The 19,139-nt window shown below is 55.7% G+C and carries 16 protein-coding genes; 15 read left to right on the plus strand and 1 reads right to left on the minus strand.

The features are described 5' to 3' along the window. Positions 1-2: 2 nt before the first annotated feature. Entirely contained in the window at positions 3-683 is a 681-nt protein-coding gene (locus tag QY332_13220; protein WKZ34574.1) for a lysophospholipid acyltransferase family protein, read from the minus strand. Between the two features lie 143 nt (positions 684-826). Here QY332_13220 and eno point away from each other — a divergent pair, with 143 nt between their 5' ends. The 15 genes from eno to QY332_13295 all read left to right on the plus strand — a co-directional run bounded on the left by eno (position 827) and on the right by QY332_13295 (position 18,964). Then, entirely contained in the window at positions 827-2,125 is a 1,299-nt protein-coding gene (gene eno / locus QY332_13225; GenBank protein ID WKZ34575.1) for a phosphopyruvate hydratase, read from the plus strand. A gap of 142 nt (positions 2,126-2,267) precedes the next feature. Beyond that, complete coding sequence (locus QY332_13230) at positions 2,268-3,503, plus strand: ROK family transcriptional regulator (GenBank protein ID WKZ34576.1); 1,236 nt, start codon at positions 2,268-2,270, stop codon at positions 3,501-3,503. 77 nt (positions 3,504-3,580) lie between these two features. Further along, a complete protein-coding gene (locus QY332_13235; GenBank protein WKZ34577.1) occupies positions 3,581-4,867 on the plus strand; it encodes an ABC transporter substrate-binding protein in 1,287 nt (428 codons plus the stop codon). 113 nt (positions 4,868-4,980) lie between these two features. Then, complete coding sequence (locus QY332_13240) at positions 4,981-5,868, plus strand: sugar ABC transporter permease (GenBank protein WKZ34578.1); 888 nt, start codon at positions 4,981-4,983, stop codon at positions 5,866-5,868. Continuing rightward, positions 5,865-6,686: a carbohydrate ABC transporter permease gene (locus tag QY332_13245; protein WKZ34579.1), complete on the plus strand. Its 822-nt coding sequence runs from the start codon at positions 5,865-5,867 to the stop codon at positions 6,684-6,686. The genes QY332_13240 and QY332_13245 overlap by 4 nt, the downstream gene beginning before the upstream one ends. A gap of 61 nt (positions 6,687-6,747) precedes the next feature. Next, positions 6,748-7,917, plus strand: coding sequence for an MFS transporter (locus QY332_13250; protein ID WKZ34580.1), 1,170 nt, complete (start codon positions 6,748-6,750; stop codon positions 7,915-7,917). After that, positions 7,901-8,881 (plus strand): Gfo/Idh/MocA family oxidoreductase, encoded by a 981-nt coding sequence (locus QY332_13255; protein ID WKZ34581.1) that lies wholly within the window; start codon positions 7,901-7,903, stop codon positions 8,879-8,881. The genes QY332_13250 and QY332_13255 overlap by 17 nt, the downstream gene beginning before the upstream one ends. 107 nt (positions 8,882-8,988) lie before the next feature. Next, positions 8,989-10,089 carry a sn-glycerol-3-phosphate ABC transporter ATP-binding protein UgpC gene (gene ugpC / locus QY332_13260; GenBank protein WKZ34582.1) on the plus strand — a complete coding sequence of 367 codons (1,101 nt, stop codon included), beginning with the start codon at positions 8,989-8,991 and terminating at the stop codon, positions 10,087-10,089. A 100-nt stretch (positions 10,090-10,189) separates the two neighbouring features. Next, on the plus strand, positions 10,190-11,368 hold the full coding sequence (locus tag QY332_13265) for an extracellular solute-binding protein (GenBank protein WKZ34583.1): 1,179 nt from the start codon (positions 10,190-10,192) through the stop codon (positions 11,366-11,368). Positions 11,369-11,455: 87 nt separating this feature from the next. Beyond that, a complete protein-coding gene (locus QY332_13270; GenBank protein WKZ34584.1) occupies positions 11,456-12,472 on the plus strand; it encodes a sugar ABC transporter permease in 1,017 nt (338 codons plus the stop codon). Position 12,473: 1 nt separating this feature from the next. Further along, the gene (locus QY332_13275) at positions 12,474-13,481 is read left to right on the plus strand and encodes an ABC transporter permease subunit (GenBank protein WKZ34585.1); all 1,008 of its coding nucleotides are present in this window, start codon (positions 12,474-12,476) and stop codon (positions 13,479-13,481) included. A 74-nt stretch (positions 13,482-13,555) separates the two neighbouring features. Further along, entirely contained in the window at positions 13,556-15,127 is a 1,572-nt protein-coding gene (locus tag QY332_13280; GenBank protein ID WKZ34586.1) for an alpha-amylase family glycosyl hydrolase, read from the plus strand. A 12-nt stretch (positions 15,128-15,139) separates the two neighbouring features. Beyond that, on the plus strand, positions 15,140-16,600 hold the full coding sequence (locus QY332_13285; protein ID WKZ34587.1) for a glycoside hydrolase family 13 protein: 1,461 nt from the start codon (positions 15,140-15,142) through the stop codon (positions 16,598-16,600). Positions 16,601-16,613: 13 nt separating this feature from the next. After that, complete coding sequence (locus QY332_13290; protein ID WKZ34588.1) at positions 16,614-17,189, plus strand: hypothetical protein; 576 nt, start codon at positions 16,614-16,616, stop codon at positions 17,187-17,189. A gap of 68 nt (positions 17,190-17,257) precedes the next feature. Then, positions 17,258-18,964: a hypothetical protein gene (locus tag QY332_13295; GenBank protein WKZ34589.1), complete on the plus strand. Its 1,707-nt coding sequence runs from the start codon at positions 17,258-17,260 to the stop codon at positions 18,962-18,964. Positions 18,965-19,139 lie beyond the last annotated feature (175 nt).

The raw sequence follows: 19,139 nt of genomic DNA on the forward strand, positions 1-19,139 counted from the left end.
AATCATCCAAATCCCCTTGGGATTTCGGCGTACACCCCGCGCATGTTCTCTGGCAGACCTGCCGCCAGCGCGAACATAATGCGATCCATTAACGCAAGCGGGGTCTCGCCAGACTTGGGCAAAATGGGCGGGAGAATCGTGATGGCCACATGCGTGCGGCGGGGAAAGTGCTCGAAAAATCCATCCGTGCCGATGACTGCCATGGGGACGACGGGGCAGTTTGCGTCGAGGGCGAGGCGGGCGGTCCCGGTTTTGGCAACACCGAGGCCCCTCCCTTTGGAGCGAGTCCCTTCGGGGAACATGCCGAGCACCCGTCCCTTTTCAAGCACTTTCGCGGCGTGACGCAGGGCCCACTCATCCTTTTCTCCGCGGTTGACGGGGAACACGCCGAGTTGCCGGTAGCACCACTCCAGCACGGGTATTTTGAAGAGGCTGGCCTTGCCCATGAAGAAGATCGGACGCGGCAGGCTGAACTGCATTGCAAGCACATCTACGTTGGTGACGTGGTTCGCCGCCAGCACCACGGATCCATCCATCGGAAAATTCTCCAACCCTTCCACTTTAAGTTTCATGACCAATTTGAACAGATTGTCCAGCATGAATACGGTCAGTTTGCGAAAGGGCGTGGTGTGGAATATAAATTTTGTCTTGTCGCGGGGGTCCAGGAATGTGACTTCTGTCAAGGTGACGTCTCCCGTCATTGGGATTATACTTGCGTCTGTTATTTCGAGATTATGGGCAGCAGAAATAATTCCCTTTATTTTGGGATTGCTTCGGCTTGCGCCTCACAATGACGTACAACGATATATAACCCCAGGAGCACAAAATGGACACAACAATTGAAAGTATCTCCGCGCTGGAAATTCTCGATTCACGCGGCAACCCCACCGTGGAAGTTGAAGTGGGTCTCATGGACGGCGCATGGGGACGCGCGGCTGTCCCCTCGGGCGCATCCACCGGTGAGCACGAAGCATTGGAAATGCGCGACGGCGACAAAAAGCGCTATCTCGGCAAGGGTGTTTCACAGGCAGTGGCGAATGTTAACGGCGTGATCGCCGAATCGCTCTTCGGGTGGGATGCCACCGAACAAAGGGCGATTGATAACGAATTACTCTCAATGGATGGAACCCCCAACAAATCCAAACTTGGCGCAAACGCAATTTTAGGCGTCAGCCTTGCAGTTGCCAAAGCCGCCGCGAATTCATTGGGAATGCCGCTCTACCGCTATCTCGGCGGGGTGTACGCCCACGTTCTGCCTGTGCCGATGATGAACATCATGAACGGCGGGGCACACACCGGCTGGCAAAGCACCGACATGCAGGAATTCATGGTCATGCCGTTCGGAGCGCCATCCTTCACGGAAGGTGTGCGCTGGGGGGCGGAGATCTACCATGCGCTCAAATCCGTGTTGAAGGAAAAGGGCTACGGTGCGCTTGTCGGCGATGAAGGCGGATATGCACCTGCACTGAAAGCAAATAACGAAGCCATCGAGTTGATCCTTGCCGCCATCGAAAAGGCCGGCCTCAAGGCTGGACGCGGCAAGGAAGTTGCCATTGCGCTCGACCCGGCCGCCTCCGAACTATACGATGAAAAGACGAAGAAATACAATCTCCGCAAGGAAGGCAGGGAACTGAGCGGCGAGCAGATGGTCGAGTTCTGGGCAAAGTGGGTCAAGGATTATCCAATCGTCTCCATTGAAGACGGCCTGGCGCAGGATGACTGGGCTTCATGGCAATTGATGACCAAGGAATTGGGCGATAACTGTCAGATCGTCGGTGATGATTTACTCGTCACCAACCCGCAGCGCGTCCGCAGGGGAATTGCCGAACATTCAGCGAATGCCCTGCTGGTTAAACTCAACCAGATCGGTTCGGTAACTGAAACCATCGAGGCGGTCGAGTTATGTCACCGTGCAGGATGGCGGACCGTGGTTTCCCATCGTTCCGGCGAGACGGAAGACGCCACCATCGCGGACCTCGCAGTTGCCCTGAACACCGGGCAGATCAAAACCGGGGCCCCCGCCCGCTCGGACAGGGTGGCAAAATACAATCAACTCCTGCGCATCGAAGCGGAACTGGGAAGCGAAGCAAAGTACGCAGGCTGGGAGGCGTTGAAAAGCGCATAAACCCGATTGACATGAAATCAGCAGGTGCGGAAGTTCGTCTGAACTTCCGCACTTTTAATTTCCCGCAAGTCTGGATTTTTTAAGTTGACAAACGTAATTAAATTGCTATAATTAGTTTGTTGCTCCAACATACTAATTAATCATGTCCAACAATAATACAGTTGACCAGGTGTTTGTTCGTGAGATAAACCTCTCCTCCGTGCTGCGGTTGATCCACACGCAGTCGCCGATCTCACGCGCCCAATTGGCTGTGCTTAGCGGGCTGAATAAATCCACAGTATCAAGCCTTGCGGACGAATTGCTGTCCCGTAATTTAATTCATGAAACCGGCAGTAACACGGGCGGCGCGGGCCGCCCCGCCACACTGCTTGAACTAAATCCGCAGGCGGGCCTGATCATTGGCGTGGAGCTCGGCGTGGATTTCGTTTCCGTTGCCGTAACCGATTTCCTCGGCAACATCATCTGGCGCAGACGGGAAGATGCAGACCCGACCGAAGACCAGCAAAAAATGATCAACCAAACCCTGCGAATTGTCAAGGAAGCCATGACCGCAGGAAAAAGAAAAGGCATTCGCTTTCTGGGACTCGGTCTCGCCACGCCCGGAACTGTTGATTTGAAGGAAGGGGTCTTGATCTTCGCACCAAACTTGCATTGGCGCAATGTGCCGTTCGGAAAAATCTTCTCGGAACAAACAAAACTCAGGATCTTTGTTGAAAATGACGCGAATGCCGCGGCCATTGCCGAACACCTGTTCGGCACGGCCCGCCAATGCCAGGATTTCCTTTTCGTTTTTGCCGGAGTCGGCATTGGCGGCGGGCTCTTCCTCAACGGCAGGTTATATCGCGGAAAGAACGGGTACGCCGGCGAGATCGGTCATTCGCCCATCATGGCGGAACCTTCACAGACTGTCTGTCACTGCGGCAACCGAGGATGCTGGGAAACCTACGCAAACCAGTATTCCATTATCCAGCGCGTGCAGGCACGGCTCGAAGTCAAACGCACTAGCATTATCCCGAAACTTATTGCAGAACAAAATGTGCCTCTTACCATTCCGCTCATCAAGCAGGCCGCGGATGCTGGCGACAGGGAGGCGATCGACTCGTTCATTGAAGCGGGCCACGCCATGGGACAAGGGCTTGCAAGTCTCATCAATATCTTCAATCCGGAAAAGATCATCATTGGCGGACCATTGAGCATTGCCGGGGAATACCTGTTACCGGCGATAAAGGAGACCGTTACGCGCCATTCCCTGCCTGAAATTGATCAGCAGGCCGAAGTGCTTTTATCCCCCTTCGGGCCGGACGCGAGTTTGATCGGAGCCATCGCCATTGTTGTGGACGATGTGCTGTCAAAACCGATTAGTGTTGAAAGGAGGTGATTTTCAAAAGCCCATGATTTTTCGTGAGGTTAGGAACTGTTTGTTAATCAATCCAAATTCCCTACAAGGAGAGAAGAATGAATAAAAGATTTTTTGCTCTGTTGAGCATCCTCGTGATCGCGTCCTTTGCGCTTGCCGCATGTGGCGGCAGCGCACCCGCCGCAGAAGAACCTGCCGCTCCGAGCGGCGGCAACTCGGTGGAAGTGTTCTCATGGTGGACCGGCGGCGGTGAAGCGGCTGGACTTGACGCAATGATCGTGGTTTTCAAAGCCGAAAACCCCGACATTGAATTCGTCAATGCCGCAGTGGCAGGCGGTGCGGGAACCAACGCGCGCGCGGTACTCGCAACCCGGCTGCAATCCGGCGACCCGCCCGACAGCTGGCAGGGCCATGCCGGCCAGGAATTGATCGGCACCTATGTCGCTGGCGGACAGATCGAACCCCTGAACGACCTCTACGAAGCCGAAGGCTGGCTCGCTGTCATGCCCGAAACCCTCATCCCGCTCATTTCCGACAATGGCAATATCTATTCCGTGCCAGTCAACATCCACCGCGCGAATGTGTTGTGGTACAACCCCGCTGTACTCGAAGCCAATGGTGTTGAAGTTCCAGGCACTGTGGATGAATGGTTCGCCGCGATGGACACCCTGCAAGCCGCGGGCGTGACCCCGCTCGCCCTCGGTGAACAGTGGACTCAACTGCACCTGTTCGAAACCGTCCTGCTCGGCTCGCTGGGCGCGGACGCCTACAACGGTCTGTGGGACGGTTCCACGGACTGGGGCAGCGCAGAAGTGAAAGCCGCCCTGGATGACTTCGCCAAGGCGTTGACCTACACCAACAGCGATGCCGCCTCCCTCTCATGGCAGGATGCCGCGCAGCTCGTCGTCAATGGCGATGCGGCCTTCAACGTGATGGGCGACTGGGCGGAAGGCTACTTCCGTGAGTTGGGCAAGGAACCCAACGTGGACTACGGCTGGGCTGCCACCCCCGGCAGCGATGGCGTCTTCCAGTTCCTCTCGGACTCCTTCGTCCTTGCAGTGGGTGCGCCTGATCCAGAGGCGGCAACTGCCTGGTTGAAAGTGGCAGGCTCAAAGGCCGGCCAGGAAGCGTTCAACCCTGTCAAGGGCTCCATCTGCGCCCGCACAGACTGCGACCGAGCGCTGTTTGGCGTGTACCTCCAGTCTGCAATGGATGACTGGTCAAGCAATATCGTTGTCGGTTCGCTGACACACGGCACGGTCGCCAACGACTCCTGGAAGTCCGAGATCGACACCGCCCTCGGCTTGTTCCTCGCCGGCGGTGATGTGGACGCTTTCCAATCCGCACTCGTGGCGGCTTGCAAAAGCTCAGGTCCCTGCCAGTAAGTTAGTGTTAGAATCCAGAGGCTTCGGGAATCCCGAAGCCTCTGCGGGAAATAAAGACCCTAAAGGTTGAAATATACAAGACCTTTAGGGTCTCTTGTCAAAGGAGTGCCGCCATGCTCAGGGACAAAGATCGGTTTTTGAACATTCTGCTTGTTTCGCCATCCATTCTGGCGGTGCTGATATTCGTGTACGTGTTCATCGGCTGGTCAGTGCGTGTTTCACTCAGTAAATGGAAGGGCTTGAACGCGGACTATACATGGAACAGTATCAACAATTATCTTGAGTTGTTCGCTGATCCGCGTTTCCACGTGGATATCCGGAACACAGTGATCTTTACGGGGGTATTCGTTTTCGGAAGTATTTCTCTCGGTTTTACCCTGGCGGTCATGCTCGATCAGGGCTTGAAGGGCGAGGGGTTTTTCCGAAGTCTGTTCCTTTTCCCAATGGCAATTTCCTATATTGTGACCGGCGTGGTCTGGCGCTGGCTGATGAGTCCGGCCACGGGAACACGCACCAGCGGATTCAATCTTTTGTTTTCGTATCTGGGACTGGATTCTCTCGCCAATGCCTGGCATACCACGCCCACCTGGGGTATTGCCGCCATAGCCCTTGCCGCCATCTGGCAGATGTCCGGATATACAATGGCGCTGTATCTTGCGGGGTTGCGCGCCATCCCAGTGGAATTACGGGAAGCCGCGCAAATTGACGGGGCAAGCGAACTGCAGATCTACCGCCACATCATGCTGCCCCTGCTCTCTCCGGTCACTCTTTCAGCGCTCATTATTTTGGGACACATGTCCCTGAAGGTCTTTGACTTGATCGTGGCGATCGCAGGCAAGCAACTTCCGCTGGACGTGCCTGCGATCTACATGTGGCAGATCACATTCGACGGGCTTTTCTACGGGAAAGGCGCGGCAATCGGCATCCTGCTCCTCATCAGTGTTGCCGTGCTCATCATTCCATACATCCGCCACACGCTCAGGACGGAGGCGCAGCAATGAAACGTAAATTCAGTATTGGAAAGAACTGGCTATATGTCCCCCTGATCGGGATGGCGATTTTCTACCTGCTCCCAATGTACGTGATGCTCGTGACGGGATTCAAGAGTTTCGAAGAGATCGACCTCCGAACCATGTGGAACCTTCCGCTTGGAATCGCGTTCGACAACTACATCGAAGCCTATTCCAAGCTTGCGCCGTCATTATGGAATAGTTTTGCAATGGTTATACCCGCCGCCTTGATCTCGTCCGCGCTTGGCTCGTTGAACGGTTTCATTCTTGCCAAGTGGAAATTCCGCGGCGCGGATATCATCTTCCCTTTCATCCTGTTCGGCATGTTCATCCCGTATCAAAGCATCCTCATCCCGCTGGTGCAATTCATGCGCTCCATAGGGGTTTCAGGGTTGCCCGCGCTGGCGCTGGCACATATCATCTACGGCATTCCCATCACCACGCTCACCTTCCGCAATTACTACGCCAGCCTGCCGCAGGAACTGCTGGAAGCCGCCAAAATAGATGGCGCGGACATGCTTGGCATCTACCGCCATATCCTGCTGCCCATTTCCCTGCCGAGTTTTGTGGTGGTGCTCATCTGGCAATTCACCTCCGCATGGAACGACTTCCTCTTCGCAGTGGTGTTGACGGGCAACAGAGACTGGCCCATCACCGTAGCGCTCAACAACATGGCGGGCAGCCAGATCATTTCATGGAACGTGCAAATGGCAGGTTCGCTCCTTGCAGCACTACCCACTCTCATCGTTTATATCTTCCTCGGCAGGTATTTCCTGCGCGGACTGCTGGCAGGTTCACTAAAAGGCTGATCCCAATTCCCATGAAAGCGGGGCTGGTTCCAGAAGCGACCAGCCCCATTCTTTATTCCCAATGAAAAACACATTCTCGAAAACAAATATCATTCTCCTGACCGCCGGGTGCTTTTTCGCATTCTTTCTCTTCGGTTTTACAGACAATCTCAAAGGACCCACCCTGCCCCCCATGATCGCCGAATTGGGAATCAACTACGGCACCGGCGGGAATATTTTCTTCAGTCAATATGTCGGCTTTCTGATCGCCACCCTGCTGACCGGCATTCTCGCAGATAAATTCGGACTCAAACTGGTCATCCTGCTGGCGGGGGCGCTCCTTGCCACCGGCGTCGGCGGATACAGCACATTGAAGACCGCATCCCTGTTGTCGGTGTCGCTGTTTATCATCGGCCTGGGATTGGGCGCATTCGAACTCGGCCCGAACGCGGTCATCGTCAGTTTATACCGCACACAAAAGGGGCTTTACCTAAATTTGATGGCAGTCATGCATGGATTGGGCGCCACGCTTGCGCCGCTCTTCGCAGGCTGGCTTTTCAGCATGGATGCCATCTGGCGCACCATCTACCGCTGGGACTTGCTGCTCATCGTCATTTTCATTTTCTTCTCGCTCTTCCTGCGTTTTCCAAAAGCGGAGAAAATGGCCTCCCTTGATTACAAGGATGTCACGCGAGTGGCATTCAAGGGAGACATGCCGCTTTATTATCTTGCCATCATGTTCTACGTTTCCGCAGAGATCGGCATCGCCTCCTGGCTGGTCATTTATTTGCAGGAGGTCCGCGGCGCGTCAGTCGCTGCCAGCACCCAATCCCTGGCGCTTTTTTTCGGCATGCTCATGTTCGGGCGGCTCCTCGGCAGCTTCTTCGTTCAGCGTTTCGGATATCTTCGCTCTGTTCTGATCGCCGCTTTTCTCGCAGCAGCCAGCATTTCCATCGGGACCTTCACAAGCCTGGTATTCTTCCTGCCGCTTACGGGCTTTTTCTTTTCCATCATCTTCCCCACCATCACCGCCGCAGTGTCAGATACGCATCGTGAAAACGTGAATACCCTGCTCGGTTTATTGTTCACATTTGCCGGGTTGGGCGGCGTGTTTGGCCCCTGGCTGGCAGCATGGGGCAGCGAATTCTTCGGCTTGCAGAACGGCTTTGCAGTCAATCTCATTCTGGCGTCATTGACATTCCTCATTCTCCTTATCCTATTCAGGAAATATAAAAATGGACAAAATCCTTAATTGGGGGCTGCTCTCGACTGCCCGCATCAACCGCGCCTTGATCAAACCCCTGCGCGCCTCAAAACGGACCCGTTTGCTGGCCGTGGCTTCGAGGGGCATTTCCACCGCTGAATCCTATGCCCGTGAATGGGATATTCCCCGCGCGCACGGCAGTTATGAGGCACTGCTCGCCGACCCCGAGATCAACGTGATCTACAATCCGCTTCCCAATCATCTGCACGCCGAATGGACGATCAAAGCCCTGCAGGCAGGAAAACACGTGCTATGTGAGAAGCCGCTCGCGCTCACGCTGGAAGAGGCGGATGCCATCATCGCCGCGGTAAGGAAAACTGGCAGGATCGTCGCCGAAGCCTTTATGTACCGCCATCATCCGCAAACCCTGAAAGTGAAGGAACTCACGGACAGTGGCGCGCTGGGACAAGTCCAACTCATCAAAGGCGCATTCACGTTCACCCTGACGCGTGAAGCCGACTATCGTAATTTCAAGGAGATGGGCGGCGGCAGTATCTGGGATGTGGGATGCTATCCCATCTCGTATGCGCGCATGATCGTCGGGGAGGAACCTGTCGAAGTCTCCGGCTGGCAGGTGGAAGGTCCGGGCGGAAGCGATGATTCGTTCTTCGGGCAGATGCGCTTCCGGAATGGGGTCCACGCCCAATTCGACAGCGGCTTCAAATCCCCGTTTCGAAGTTATATGGAGATCGTCGGCTCGGAGGCGGTTCTGAACATCCCCACACCGTTCAAACCCGGAACCAAAAGCGAACTGTACTTGATGCGCGGCGGTGAAAGGGAAACGATCAAGATCAAAGGGCGGGAGTTGTATCTTGGCGAAGTGGAGGATATGTGCGACGCCGTTTTGAACGGAAAGCCCGCGCGTATTCCATTGATGGACAGCCGCGGCAACATTGCGGCTATCCTCGCCCTGCTTGAATCTGCACAACAAGGGGATGGGATCCGGCTTTGAGCCCTTTTTGTTTACCGAGACAACTAAGTCAGTTTTCAAAAACATAGGACAAAAACGGGGTTGTGATTATAATAAAAGCACTATATTCTTCAGACTGGAGGTCTATCATGGCAAGTGTCACATATAAGGACGTGGTCAAAAGGTTCGGCGATGTGGAAGTGATCAAGAACCTGAACTTTGAAGTTGCAGACAAGGAGTTTCTCGTATTGGTCGGTCCGTCGGGGTGCGGGAAAACAACCGCACTGCGGCTGCTGGCTGGACTGGAGGAGATTTCCGACGGTGAGATTTTGATCGGAGATCGCGTGGTGAACGATGTCGCACCGAAAGACCGCGACATTGCCATGGTCTTCCAGTCCTATGCGTTATATCCACACCTTTCGGTGTACGACAATATGGCGTTTGGTCTCAAACTTCGCAAGACGCCGAAGGACGAGATCAAACGCCGTGTCGATGAAGCGGCAGACATTCTTGGCATCCACGACCTGCTCCAGCGCAAGCCGCGCCAGTTATCCGGCGGTCAGCGCCAGCGCGTGGCGGTGGGACGCGCCATCGTGCGTGAGCCGAAGGTCTTCCTGTTCGATGAACCGCTCTCGAACCTCGACGCAAAACTGCGCGTGCAAATGCGCGCCGAGATCAGCAAGCTCCACCAGCGTTTGCAGACCACCTTTATTTACGTTACCCACGACCAGACCGAAGCCATGACCATGGCTTCACGCATCGCCGTGATAAACAAAGGCATAATGCAGCAGTTGGATACCCCGCAGAACCTGTATGACCAGCCGAATAACCTGTTTGTGGCGGGATTCATAGGCTCGCCCGCCATGAACTTCTTCCCCGCAAAATTGTCAGTGGGTGGCGGCAAGATAACGGTGGACACCGGCGATTTTCAGGTCCAAATCCCGGAGGCTCTCGCTGCGCCTTATAAAGGCATGGACGGCAGAAATGTTGTCTTTGGAATCCGCCCGGAAAACATTCACGATCCTGATTTTGCACCGCCGAATATCCACGGCGAAAGAGTCGCCACAAAGGTCGATGTGACCGAGTTGATGGGCAATGAAACCCTGCTCTATCTGGTCAGCGGAAAGAATACCTATGTGGGCCGCGTCGACCCGCGCTCGAAGATGCGCGTCGGTGATGACATGCAGGTGATCTTCGATATGGACAAGCTCCATATCTTCGACGCAAGTACGGAAGATGCAATCCGATAATCATTTTGAAAGGAGGTGGTTGTTACATAATCTCAAGCCAATCCCCTTGCCCACTTCCAAATTAAACCGTTTTCAATAATTTCCAAGGAGTAGAAAGAGAATGAAAAAGAATTTGCTCGTTTTGTTAAGCACGCTGATCATCGTATCGCTGGCGCTCTCCGCCTGCGGCGGCGGTGGCGCCCCCGCTTCCGGCGTAACGGAAGTCACCTTCTGGCACGCCTACGGCACCGGCTCCGCAGAGGAAGTCGTGCTGGCGAAGATACTTGAACAAGCCGCCACGGACCTGCCACAGTACAAGATCAACGTCCTGCAGGTTCCCTTCAATGACATCTTCAACAAGTACAACACCGATGTTGCCGCGGGCGGCGGTCCTGACATGTTCATTGCCCCCAACGATGAACTCGGCAACCTGGCGCGCACCGGCACCATCCTCGATATTACCTCCCTCGTGGAAGGCAAGCTCGGCGATTACAGCGAACTCTCCCAGGGCGGCATGATGTACGACGGCAAGATGTACGGCGTCCCCGAATCCCTGAAGGCTGTCGCCTTATGGTACAACAAGGAATTGCTGCCCACTCCTCCCGCCACGACCGACGAACTCAAGGCTCTGATGGAAAGCGGCACGCCTGTTTCGATCAGCTACGGCTGCTACCACCACTGGGGCTTCTACGGCTCCTTCGGCGCCCAGGTCTTTGATGACAGTTTCAACTTCGTCACCAGTGCTGACAACCAGGCCAAGATGACGGATTCCATCTCCTACCTGAATGACCTGTATGCGATCTCCGTGGCGAACAACTGGCCCAAGAACGACAGCGATGGTCTCGCTCCCTTCACCGAGGGCACCACGGTTGCCATCACGAACGGTAACTGGGCAATGGGCGACTACCGCAATGCGCTTGGCGACAACCTCGGCGTTGCTCCGATCCCCTCCGGACCCGGTGGAGCCTCCAACCCGCTCCTTGGCGTTGACGGCTTCTACTTCAACCCGAACACTGAGAACGCTGAAGCATCCATCGAAGTGGCGCTCTACCTAACCAATGCCGCCAACCAGACCCTGATGATGAACGAAGCGGGTCACGTTCCTGCCAACATCACTGTTGAAGTGACCGATCCGCTCATCCAGGACTTGCTTGATGCCTTTGCCACATCCTACTTCCGCCCGCAGGTGGAAGCGCTCGGAAACTACTGGGGCAACTTCTGCGGCACCGACCAGGTCTTTGAAGCCGGTGTTGCTCCTGCCGAATGGGTTGCCGGCGCATACGAAAGCGCAACCAAGTAAGTTTGCAATACCTGCAAGAAATAGGAGCGGACAAGGAGCCCTTGTCCGCTCCGACTTAAAACGGCTCATCCGTATCTGGAGAGAAATATGGCGACTGCAAAACCAGAAACCAGACGACGTAGCGGGAACCAGCGGGCGCTCCTGCCATATCTATATCTTCTACCCGCCTTCCTGATCATGGGGGTGATCACGTTTTACCCGCTTATCTACCAGTTCATCATTTCATTCACGAACTTCGATACCACTCACCTGCTTCTCGGGCTGAAGTCCCCTGAGTTAAGGTTCATCGGCTTCAAGAACTATGTGGACATCCTGACCGGCGCTTTACCGGTGGAGAATTTCAATTTCTTCCGTGTATTGCTCTTCAATTTCTGGTGGGCGATCAGTAATGTCGTTCTACACGTCCCCACCGGCGTCTTGATCGCTGTCCTACTCAATACCGAAGGTTTATGGATGAAGCGCATCTATCGCGCCATCTACATCCTGCCCATCGTCGTCCCTCCGCTGGTCGTGGCCACCATCTGGCGCAACATCTTCGACGAGCAGTACGGCGCAATGAATCAATTCCTTGCCCTGGTTGCTGGTTTCTTTACCCAGACAGACGCGGTCGTCAATATCCGCTGGCTCAATGAGTACAAACCTCCGATCCCTGGTTTCCTGCCGGGCGCCGAGTTAACGCTCGCCTATTACGCCATGATGATCGCCAACTTCTGGCTTGGCTGGCCCTTCATGTCTCTAGTTGCGACCGGCGCACTGCAAAGCATCCCGCGTGACCTGTATGAAGCCGCAGCAATCGATGGAGCGACGGGTAACCAGCAATTCTGGAACATCACCGTTCCGCTCCTGCGCCCGGCCATGATCCCCGCCGCCGTATACGGCTTCACATTGACGTTCAACCTGTTCAATTTTGTATTCTTTATGACGGGAGGCGGCCCGGCCCGTTCGACCGAAATTCTCGTCACGTTCGCCTATAACCTTGTCCGCAACCTGCGCTGGTACGGCGTTGCCGCCGCCTTTGCAGTCATCATCTTTATCGTCGCGCTGATCGTCTTCCTGATCACGAACCGCATCACCCGCGCGACCAAGACCTATCAGGAGGCTTAACATGATTACCGCCTCATCCTCTAAAAATCCCATCCTCCGCGTCCTGAACATGAACACCTCCGGGCAGGTCAGCGGGCGCAGCCTGCCTCTTTGGAGACAACTGCTCCTGCAATTGCTGTGCTTCTTCATCCTCTGCACGGTGATGTTCCCCATCATGTACATCCTGACCATGTCCTTCAGTTCACAGACCTCCCGCCCATCCTCGCTGGACCTGTTCCCCAAGGAAATATCCCTGGTGGCATACAAGCAGGTTTTGGACCGGCCGACAGGCAACCCCGTTACCTTCGTTGAATTATTAAGTAACAGCTTCAAACTGTCCATCGGGGTCGGAATCGTCGCCTTGTTCGTTGCCGTCACCGCTGCATATGCCTTCTCGCGCTTCAAATTCAAAATGCGGGAAGTGATGATGGTGATGGTCTTCATCCCGCTGCTCATGCCGGCAGTCGGCTTGGCGACGCCGCTCTACCTGCTGCTCAACCAATTCCGCATCGCGGAGTGTAGCGACGGAGCGGCCTCCATCCTGCCGCTATTCGCATGTTCCGGCGGAGAGAGGGGCAGACTGCTCTTCAACCTGCGCGACTCGCTGCTCGGCGTCGGTATCGCGATGACCGCCACTGCCCTGCCGTTCGCCGTGTGGAACCTCAAGGGCTATCTCGACACCATTCCCAAGGAACTGGAGGAAGCCGCTGCCATCGACGGCGCCGACGCCAACCAGACTTTCTGGAAGATCGTCCTGCCGCTGGCTGTACCCCAGCTCGCCGTCACCTTCTTCATCGGCTTCATCGGTCATTGGCAGGAATTCGTGCTCACCTGGCTGTTTCTCTCCCAGCCCAAGGACTACACGCTCGCCATGACGCTCTACAACATGACCGGGCAGTACGCCACCAGCATCCCCTGGAATCGCTTCGCGGCCATGGCAGTCATTGTGGCGTTTCCCGTGGCCGTCATGTATATTGCCCTGCAAAAGCACATCGTCGGTGGGCTAACCGGCGGAAGTGTCAAAGGTTAAGTCTTTCACTCAGCAATTTGATTTCCTCTTCCTTCGACAGCAAGAAGGGAGGGGAATTTTTTCTCCGGACGCTTATGCTCAAACGGATATTTTTCACGCTCCTGCTTCTATCCCTTCTCGCGTCATGCGTTATTCCCGCTCCGCTGGCTGGCTCCAACCATTCGGCAGAATCCAACTGGTGGCGGACTGCCGTCTTCTACGAGATCTTCGTCCGCTCGTTCTACGACACGGATAACGACGGCATCGGCGATTTCAACGGCATCACCCAAAAACTGGACTACCTCGAATCGCTCGGCATCACTGCCATCTGGCTGATGCCCATCCACCCGTCCCCCTCCTATCACGGCTATGACGTTCTTGACTATTACGCCGTCAACCCCGAATACGGCAACATGGGCGATTTCAAGAACCTGCTCGAAGAGGCGCACAAGCGCGGCATCCGCATCATCATTGACCTGGTGCTCAACCACACCTCCAGCCAGCATCCCTGGTTCGTGGAAGCGAACAGCGACCCAAATTCCAAACACCGCGGTTACTACGTCTGGGAGGACGAAGATAAAGGCAATGGCTGGCATGAGGGGAATCAAGGCTTCTACTACGGGCTGTTCTGGGGCGGCATGCCCGACCTGAACTACACCAACCCCGCCGTAACCGAAGACGTACTCAAAGTGACCGATTACTGGCTGAACGAGATCGGCGTGGACGGCTTCCGTGTGGACGCCGTGAAGCACCTGATCGAAGAGGGTGGCAAGACTGAAAACACGCCTGCCACCTACAAATGGCTGGAGGGGTTTTACAAGGCGTACAAAAAGCAGAATCCGAATGCCTACACCATCGGTGAAGTATTCAACGCGGGATCATCGGTGGTCAAATCCTACACGGGCGATAAGATGGACCACGTCTTCAACTTCGAGATGGCGAGCGGATTCGTCAACAGCGCGAACGGCGGCGCGAACTCGGGCGTGAGCAGCGCCATAAAATTTTCCTTGATGGACATGCCCGATTTCAACTTCGCCACCTTCCTCACCAACCATGACCAGAACCGCGCCATGTCCGTCTTTTATGGCAATGTGAACAAGGCAAAGGTCGCATCGTTCCTGATGCTGACCTCGCCGGGCACGCCCTACATCTACTACGGCGAAGAGATCGGCATGCAGGGACAAAAACCCGACGAAGACATCCGCCTGCCCATGCAGTGGAGCGCGGACGAATTCGCTGGTTTCTCCACTTCAACTCCGTGGCGCGCACCTTATGGTGACTACACGCAAGTCAATGTGGTAGCCCAGGAGGGTGATCCCAACTCCCTGCTGGAGCATTACCGCGCGCTCATTCTGCTGCGAAAAGACCATACAGCATTGCAAACAGGCGAGATCGCCCTGCTGGAAGCGGGAAATTCTGGTATCTTTGTCAGCCTGCGGAGCAACAGAAGCGGGGCATTCCTCATTCTGGCAAACCTGACAGATAAGCATATTTCGGAGTACGGTATCAAACTCAATGGCACGAATTTGGCAGAGTCCGCTTTCAGCGTGGAAACCCTCTTTGGGGCGGAGCAGTCAGAGCGTTGGCAAAGCAGCGGCGAAGCTGTCTATAAACCGTTGGAGAGCTTGAGTCCGTATGCGATGTACGTTTTGAAAATAAATCCATAACAACGAGGTACCATGACAACACCTGACTGGGTGAGGGACGCGATTTTTTACCAGATTTTCCCCGACCGTTTTGCGAAGAGCAAACGGCTGCCTGACACTGGTTTTGAAACATGGGACAGCCCGCCAACGACGCACGGATTCAAGGGCGGCGACCTGTACGGCGTGATCGATAAACTGGATTATTTGCAGGATTTGGGAATCACCGCGATCTATTTCAACCCGCTGTTTGCCTCCGCTTCGAACCACCGTTATCACACCTTTGATTATTACAATGTGGACCCGTTGCTCGGCGGAAACGACGCGTTGAAGAAACTACTGAACGCCGCGCACAAGCGCAATATCAAGGTCATTCCCGACGGCGTGTTCAACCATGCCTCGCGCGGATTTTGGCAGTTCCATCATGTACTGGAAACGGGCGCGGCTTCCCCGTACAAGGATTGGTTTCACTTCGACGAAGAGCGTTTGAAGGGACACAAGCACTGGGGTGCGTATCCCACGCCGCATGAACAAAAACTGTTGGGACATGAAGACAGCCTGACCGCCATCGGCTACCGCGGCTGGTGGAACATGCCCGCACTGCCAAAGTTCAACACAAACACGCCCGCTGTGCGCGAGTTCCTGTTTGACGTGGCGGAGTTTTGGATCAAGTTCGGCATCGACGGCTGGCGCCTGGACGTGCCAGGAGAAATTGACGATGACGAATTCTGGCGCGAGTTCCGCCGCCGCGTACGGACGATCAACCCCGAGGCGTACATCGTCGGCGAGATCTGGCATGAGGCGCAGAGATGGCTTCAGGGCGACCAGTTCGACGCGGTGATGAACTATCTCGTCACGGCGGCGTCGCTGGGATTCTTCGCCAACTCGCATTTGGACCTGAATGTGCTCCACAGCGCGGGCGGATTGAAGGACCGCGTCCACCCGATGCACGCGCACGATTTTGCCAACGAGATCGACCGCATCCTGCACCTGTATCCGCAGGACATCACCTTCGCGCAGTTCAACTTGCTCGACAGTCACGACATGCCGCGCTTCCTCTCCTGTGCGGGCGGGGACAAAAACTCGCTCAAAATGGCATGGCTGTTCCTGTTCACCATCCCCGGCGCGCCATGCATTTACTACGGCGATGAGATCGGCGTGGACGGCGGACATGACCCCGATTGCCGCAAGGCGTTCCCGTGGGACGAGTCGAAGTGGGACCGCGATCTGCTCAAATTTGTGAAGGCGTGCATTTCCCTGCGGAAAGAACACCCGTCCCTGCGGCGCGGGGAATACAAGCGCATCCATGCCGAAGGCGACGTGATGGTCTTTTCGCGCTTGTACAAAGATGAAACACTGACCATCGCCTTCAACGCCGCCAAAGAAGAACGGACGGTCAACCTGCATTTCGAGAAGAAGCCGAAGGTGTTGTTCGGCTCGCCAAAGTTGGCAGGCGACCAAGTTACAATCCCCCCGCGCAGTGGGATCGTGCTATAGTAACAAGCGACACATGCAGCCTGAAAAATTCTCCATCCCGGAATTCACTGCGACGGCGGCACACGCCTCCAATAAAGAGGAGGCGATCAGGAAAGTGCGCAGGGAACTAAACGGGGTCTTTCTACTTGCGGCAGGCCTGGTCGTTTATTTCATCTTCTCCTGCTACGCTACTCTCTCAACGACTTCATTACTGATCTATCTTGGAGTTTCAGCGGCTGGGCTGTACGGACTCTGGCGCTTCCACAAAAGGGTGGAAGGCAACGAAATCCGCAGGATCGAGGAGAGAAAGCCGTTCATCCGCCCCTCGGAAGACCTGGAAATCGACAGCGAAGGCATCCATTGGCGCAGGTCGGAACCGCAGCCGGATCGATTCGATATTGCATGGCATGAAATCAAAAGCATTTCGTTTGGCAGTTTTGGGGACGCATCCATAACATTGTCAAACGGTCAAAAACTGAAAACGCCCCTGATCATGAACCAATATCACAATCAGATCGCGGTACACATCGAATACTACACCAAACTGAAAAAGTCGGTCACCGAACGGTATTACAGGGACGAAAAACTGGAAGACATTCTATACGACTGATCACCGCCCGCCGCCGCTCCCTGCAACGGCAGGTTTCGTTTAAGCGGTACAATTGAACCTACTGGGCGATGCTTGCTTCCATCGCACACACCGTCAATCTGCTGGCAATGGCTGTCTCGTTGTGGATGGCGTTCTACCTGTTCACGCGCGGGTTTCCCAACCGCGCCACCCTGCGCGCGTCGCTGGCGCTGCTGGCAATCGCTGTTTTCTTCCTCGATACCTACAATCATTTCCATACCCCGCTTGCCGACACCGCCAACCTGCGCGCCGCCCTGCTGGTAACCGCCTTCGCATGCTGGTACAGCGCGACCTATACCCTGCTTACGCCCGAACAGCAGGCAAGGTTCCGCCGTATGAACCTTGCCATTTACGCGCTGTCTGCCTGCGCCGTGCTTTTGCTGATGACGGCAGGCATAGGGATTGTGCGTGGCGAGGATGAAATGCTCTACACCGCGCGGTTGGAATGGAATCCGGCCACTGTATTATACGGCGCGGCGCAGTTGATCGCATCCGCCGGGGTGCTTTTCAACCTGTTGGTTCAACGACGCATCCGCCACACGCAGGAAGGCAGGCTGTTCTTTACCGCCTCGTGGTTTCTCGTCTTCGCGCTGGGGTACGGCATCTTCGCACTCGCCATTCCGACCCACGTGCCGCGCGTCATCGAAGATGGGCTGATATTCGGCGGCATCGCCCTGCTTGGGCTTTCCGTCGCGCGCCACCAAAGCCTCGTCGAACGCCGCACCATCTGGCAGGATTTTCCCATTGCGCTCGCCGGCATCTCGGTCATCACCGCGCTTTATCTGTTCATCGCCATTGCCGTCGAGGTTCCCGCCCGATACTGGGCGACCATCACAGCGCTGGTGATCTCCACGCACGCGCTGTACGACATGGGGCGCGAAGCCGTGGAACGCTGGAGAATGCGCCGGGAGAAGAGTCTGCGGGTGAGGATGAACCAAGCCCAAACGTTGGAAGACGAGGCGCTGCGCACCCACCTGGACGAGGAACTGACCCTGTTCCTCAAGGCGTTGAACGCCTCCCAAGGTTTGATCGCCGTCCGCCGCGGCGAAAGCCTGACCGTCGTCGCGACACACAACTCCCTGCCGCTCGAAAGCAATATCCCGGAGGTCTTGTCGACCGGCGAGGGACTCATCCGCGTGGAGAACGAATCCGACGGGCTGGCATGGATTGCGCCGATCTTCGAGGCGATGCAGCTTATCGCGCTTGTGGGGGTCGGACATTCCAACACCAAACTGGAATACTCCGGCGGCGAACTGGAATTGGTGGAGGAATTTTCCGAGCAAATTGGCACGTTTGTTTCCATCAACAAGACATGGAAGGCAGCCATTCAGTCCGCCGCAGCGCGGGTGATCGGCAGTCTGACGGTCGGTGTGGAAACCGACTTCTCCAAATCCGTGGAGGACGCCTTGCGTCATTTCGCGGACGTGCTCTGGCTGGGGGGATCCTCCCTCGCGGATTGGGCGGAGATTGACGCCGAATCGCACGTGGAACGCGGCAAGCAGATGCAAAGGATCCTGCGCGAGGCGGTGCAGTCCCTGCGCCCCGAAGGCGAACGCCCACCGGAGCCGCTCCCCCGCGAGTGGTACAACCATGTCATCCTGCACGATGCCTACATTCAGGGCGCGCCGAACCGCGAGGTGATGGCAAGGTTATACGTCTCCGAAGGGACCTTCCACCGCACCCGCCGCCAGGCTGTGCGCGGCGTGGCGCGCTGGCTGCTGGAGTGCAAGAACGCGGGGAATCTTAACAGGTTTTGACAGTTTTTCTCCGCATCTGGGGGAATAATGGGGCTGTGGGCTCCAAAAAGGAAGAAGTTCAAACCAAATCAGAATGCGAAGCGATGCCGAGGTGCGACAACGAAGGCGAATCCATCGGTGTGTTCCTCGTATGGATGTTTCTGTATTGGATTTTCACGTGCGTTTTTGCTATCTC

This window comes from Anaerolineales bacterium, assembly GCA_030583885.1.
Taxonomy (GTDB): domain Bacteria; phylum Chloroflexota; class Anaerolineae; order Anaerolineales; family Villigracilaceae; genus Villigracilis.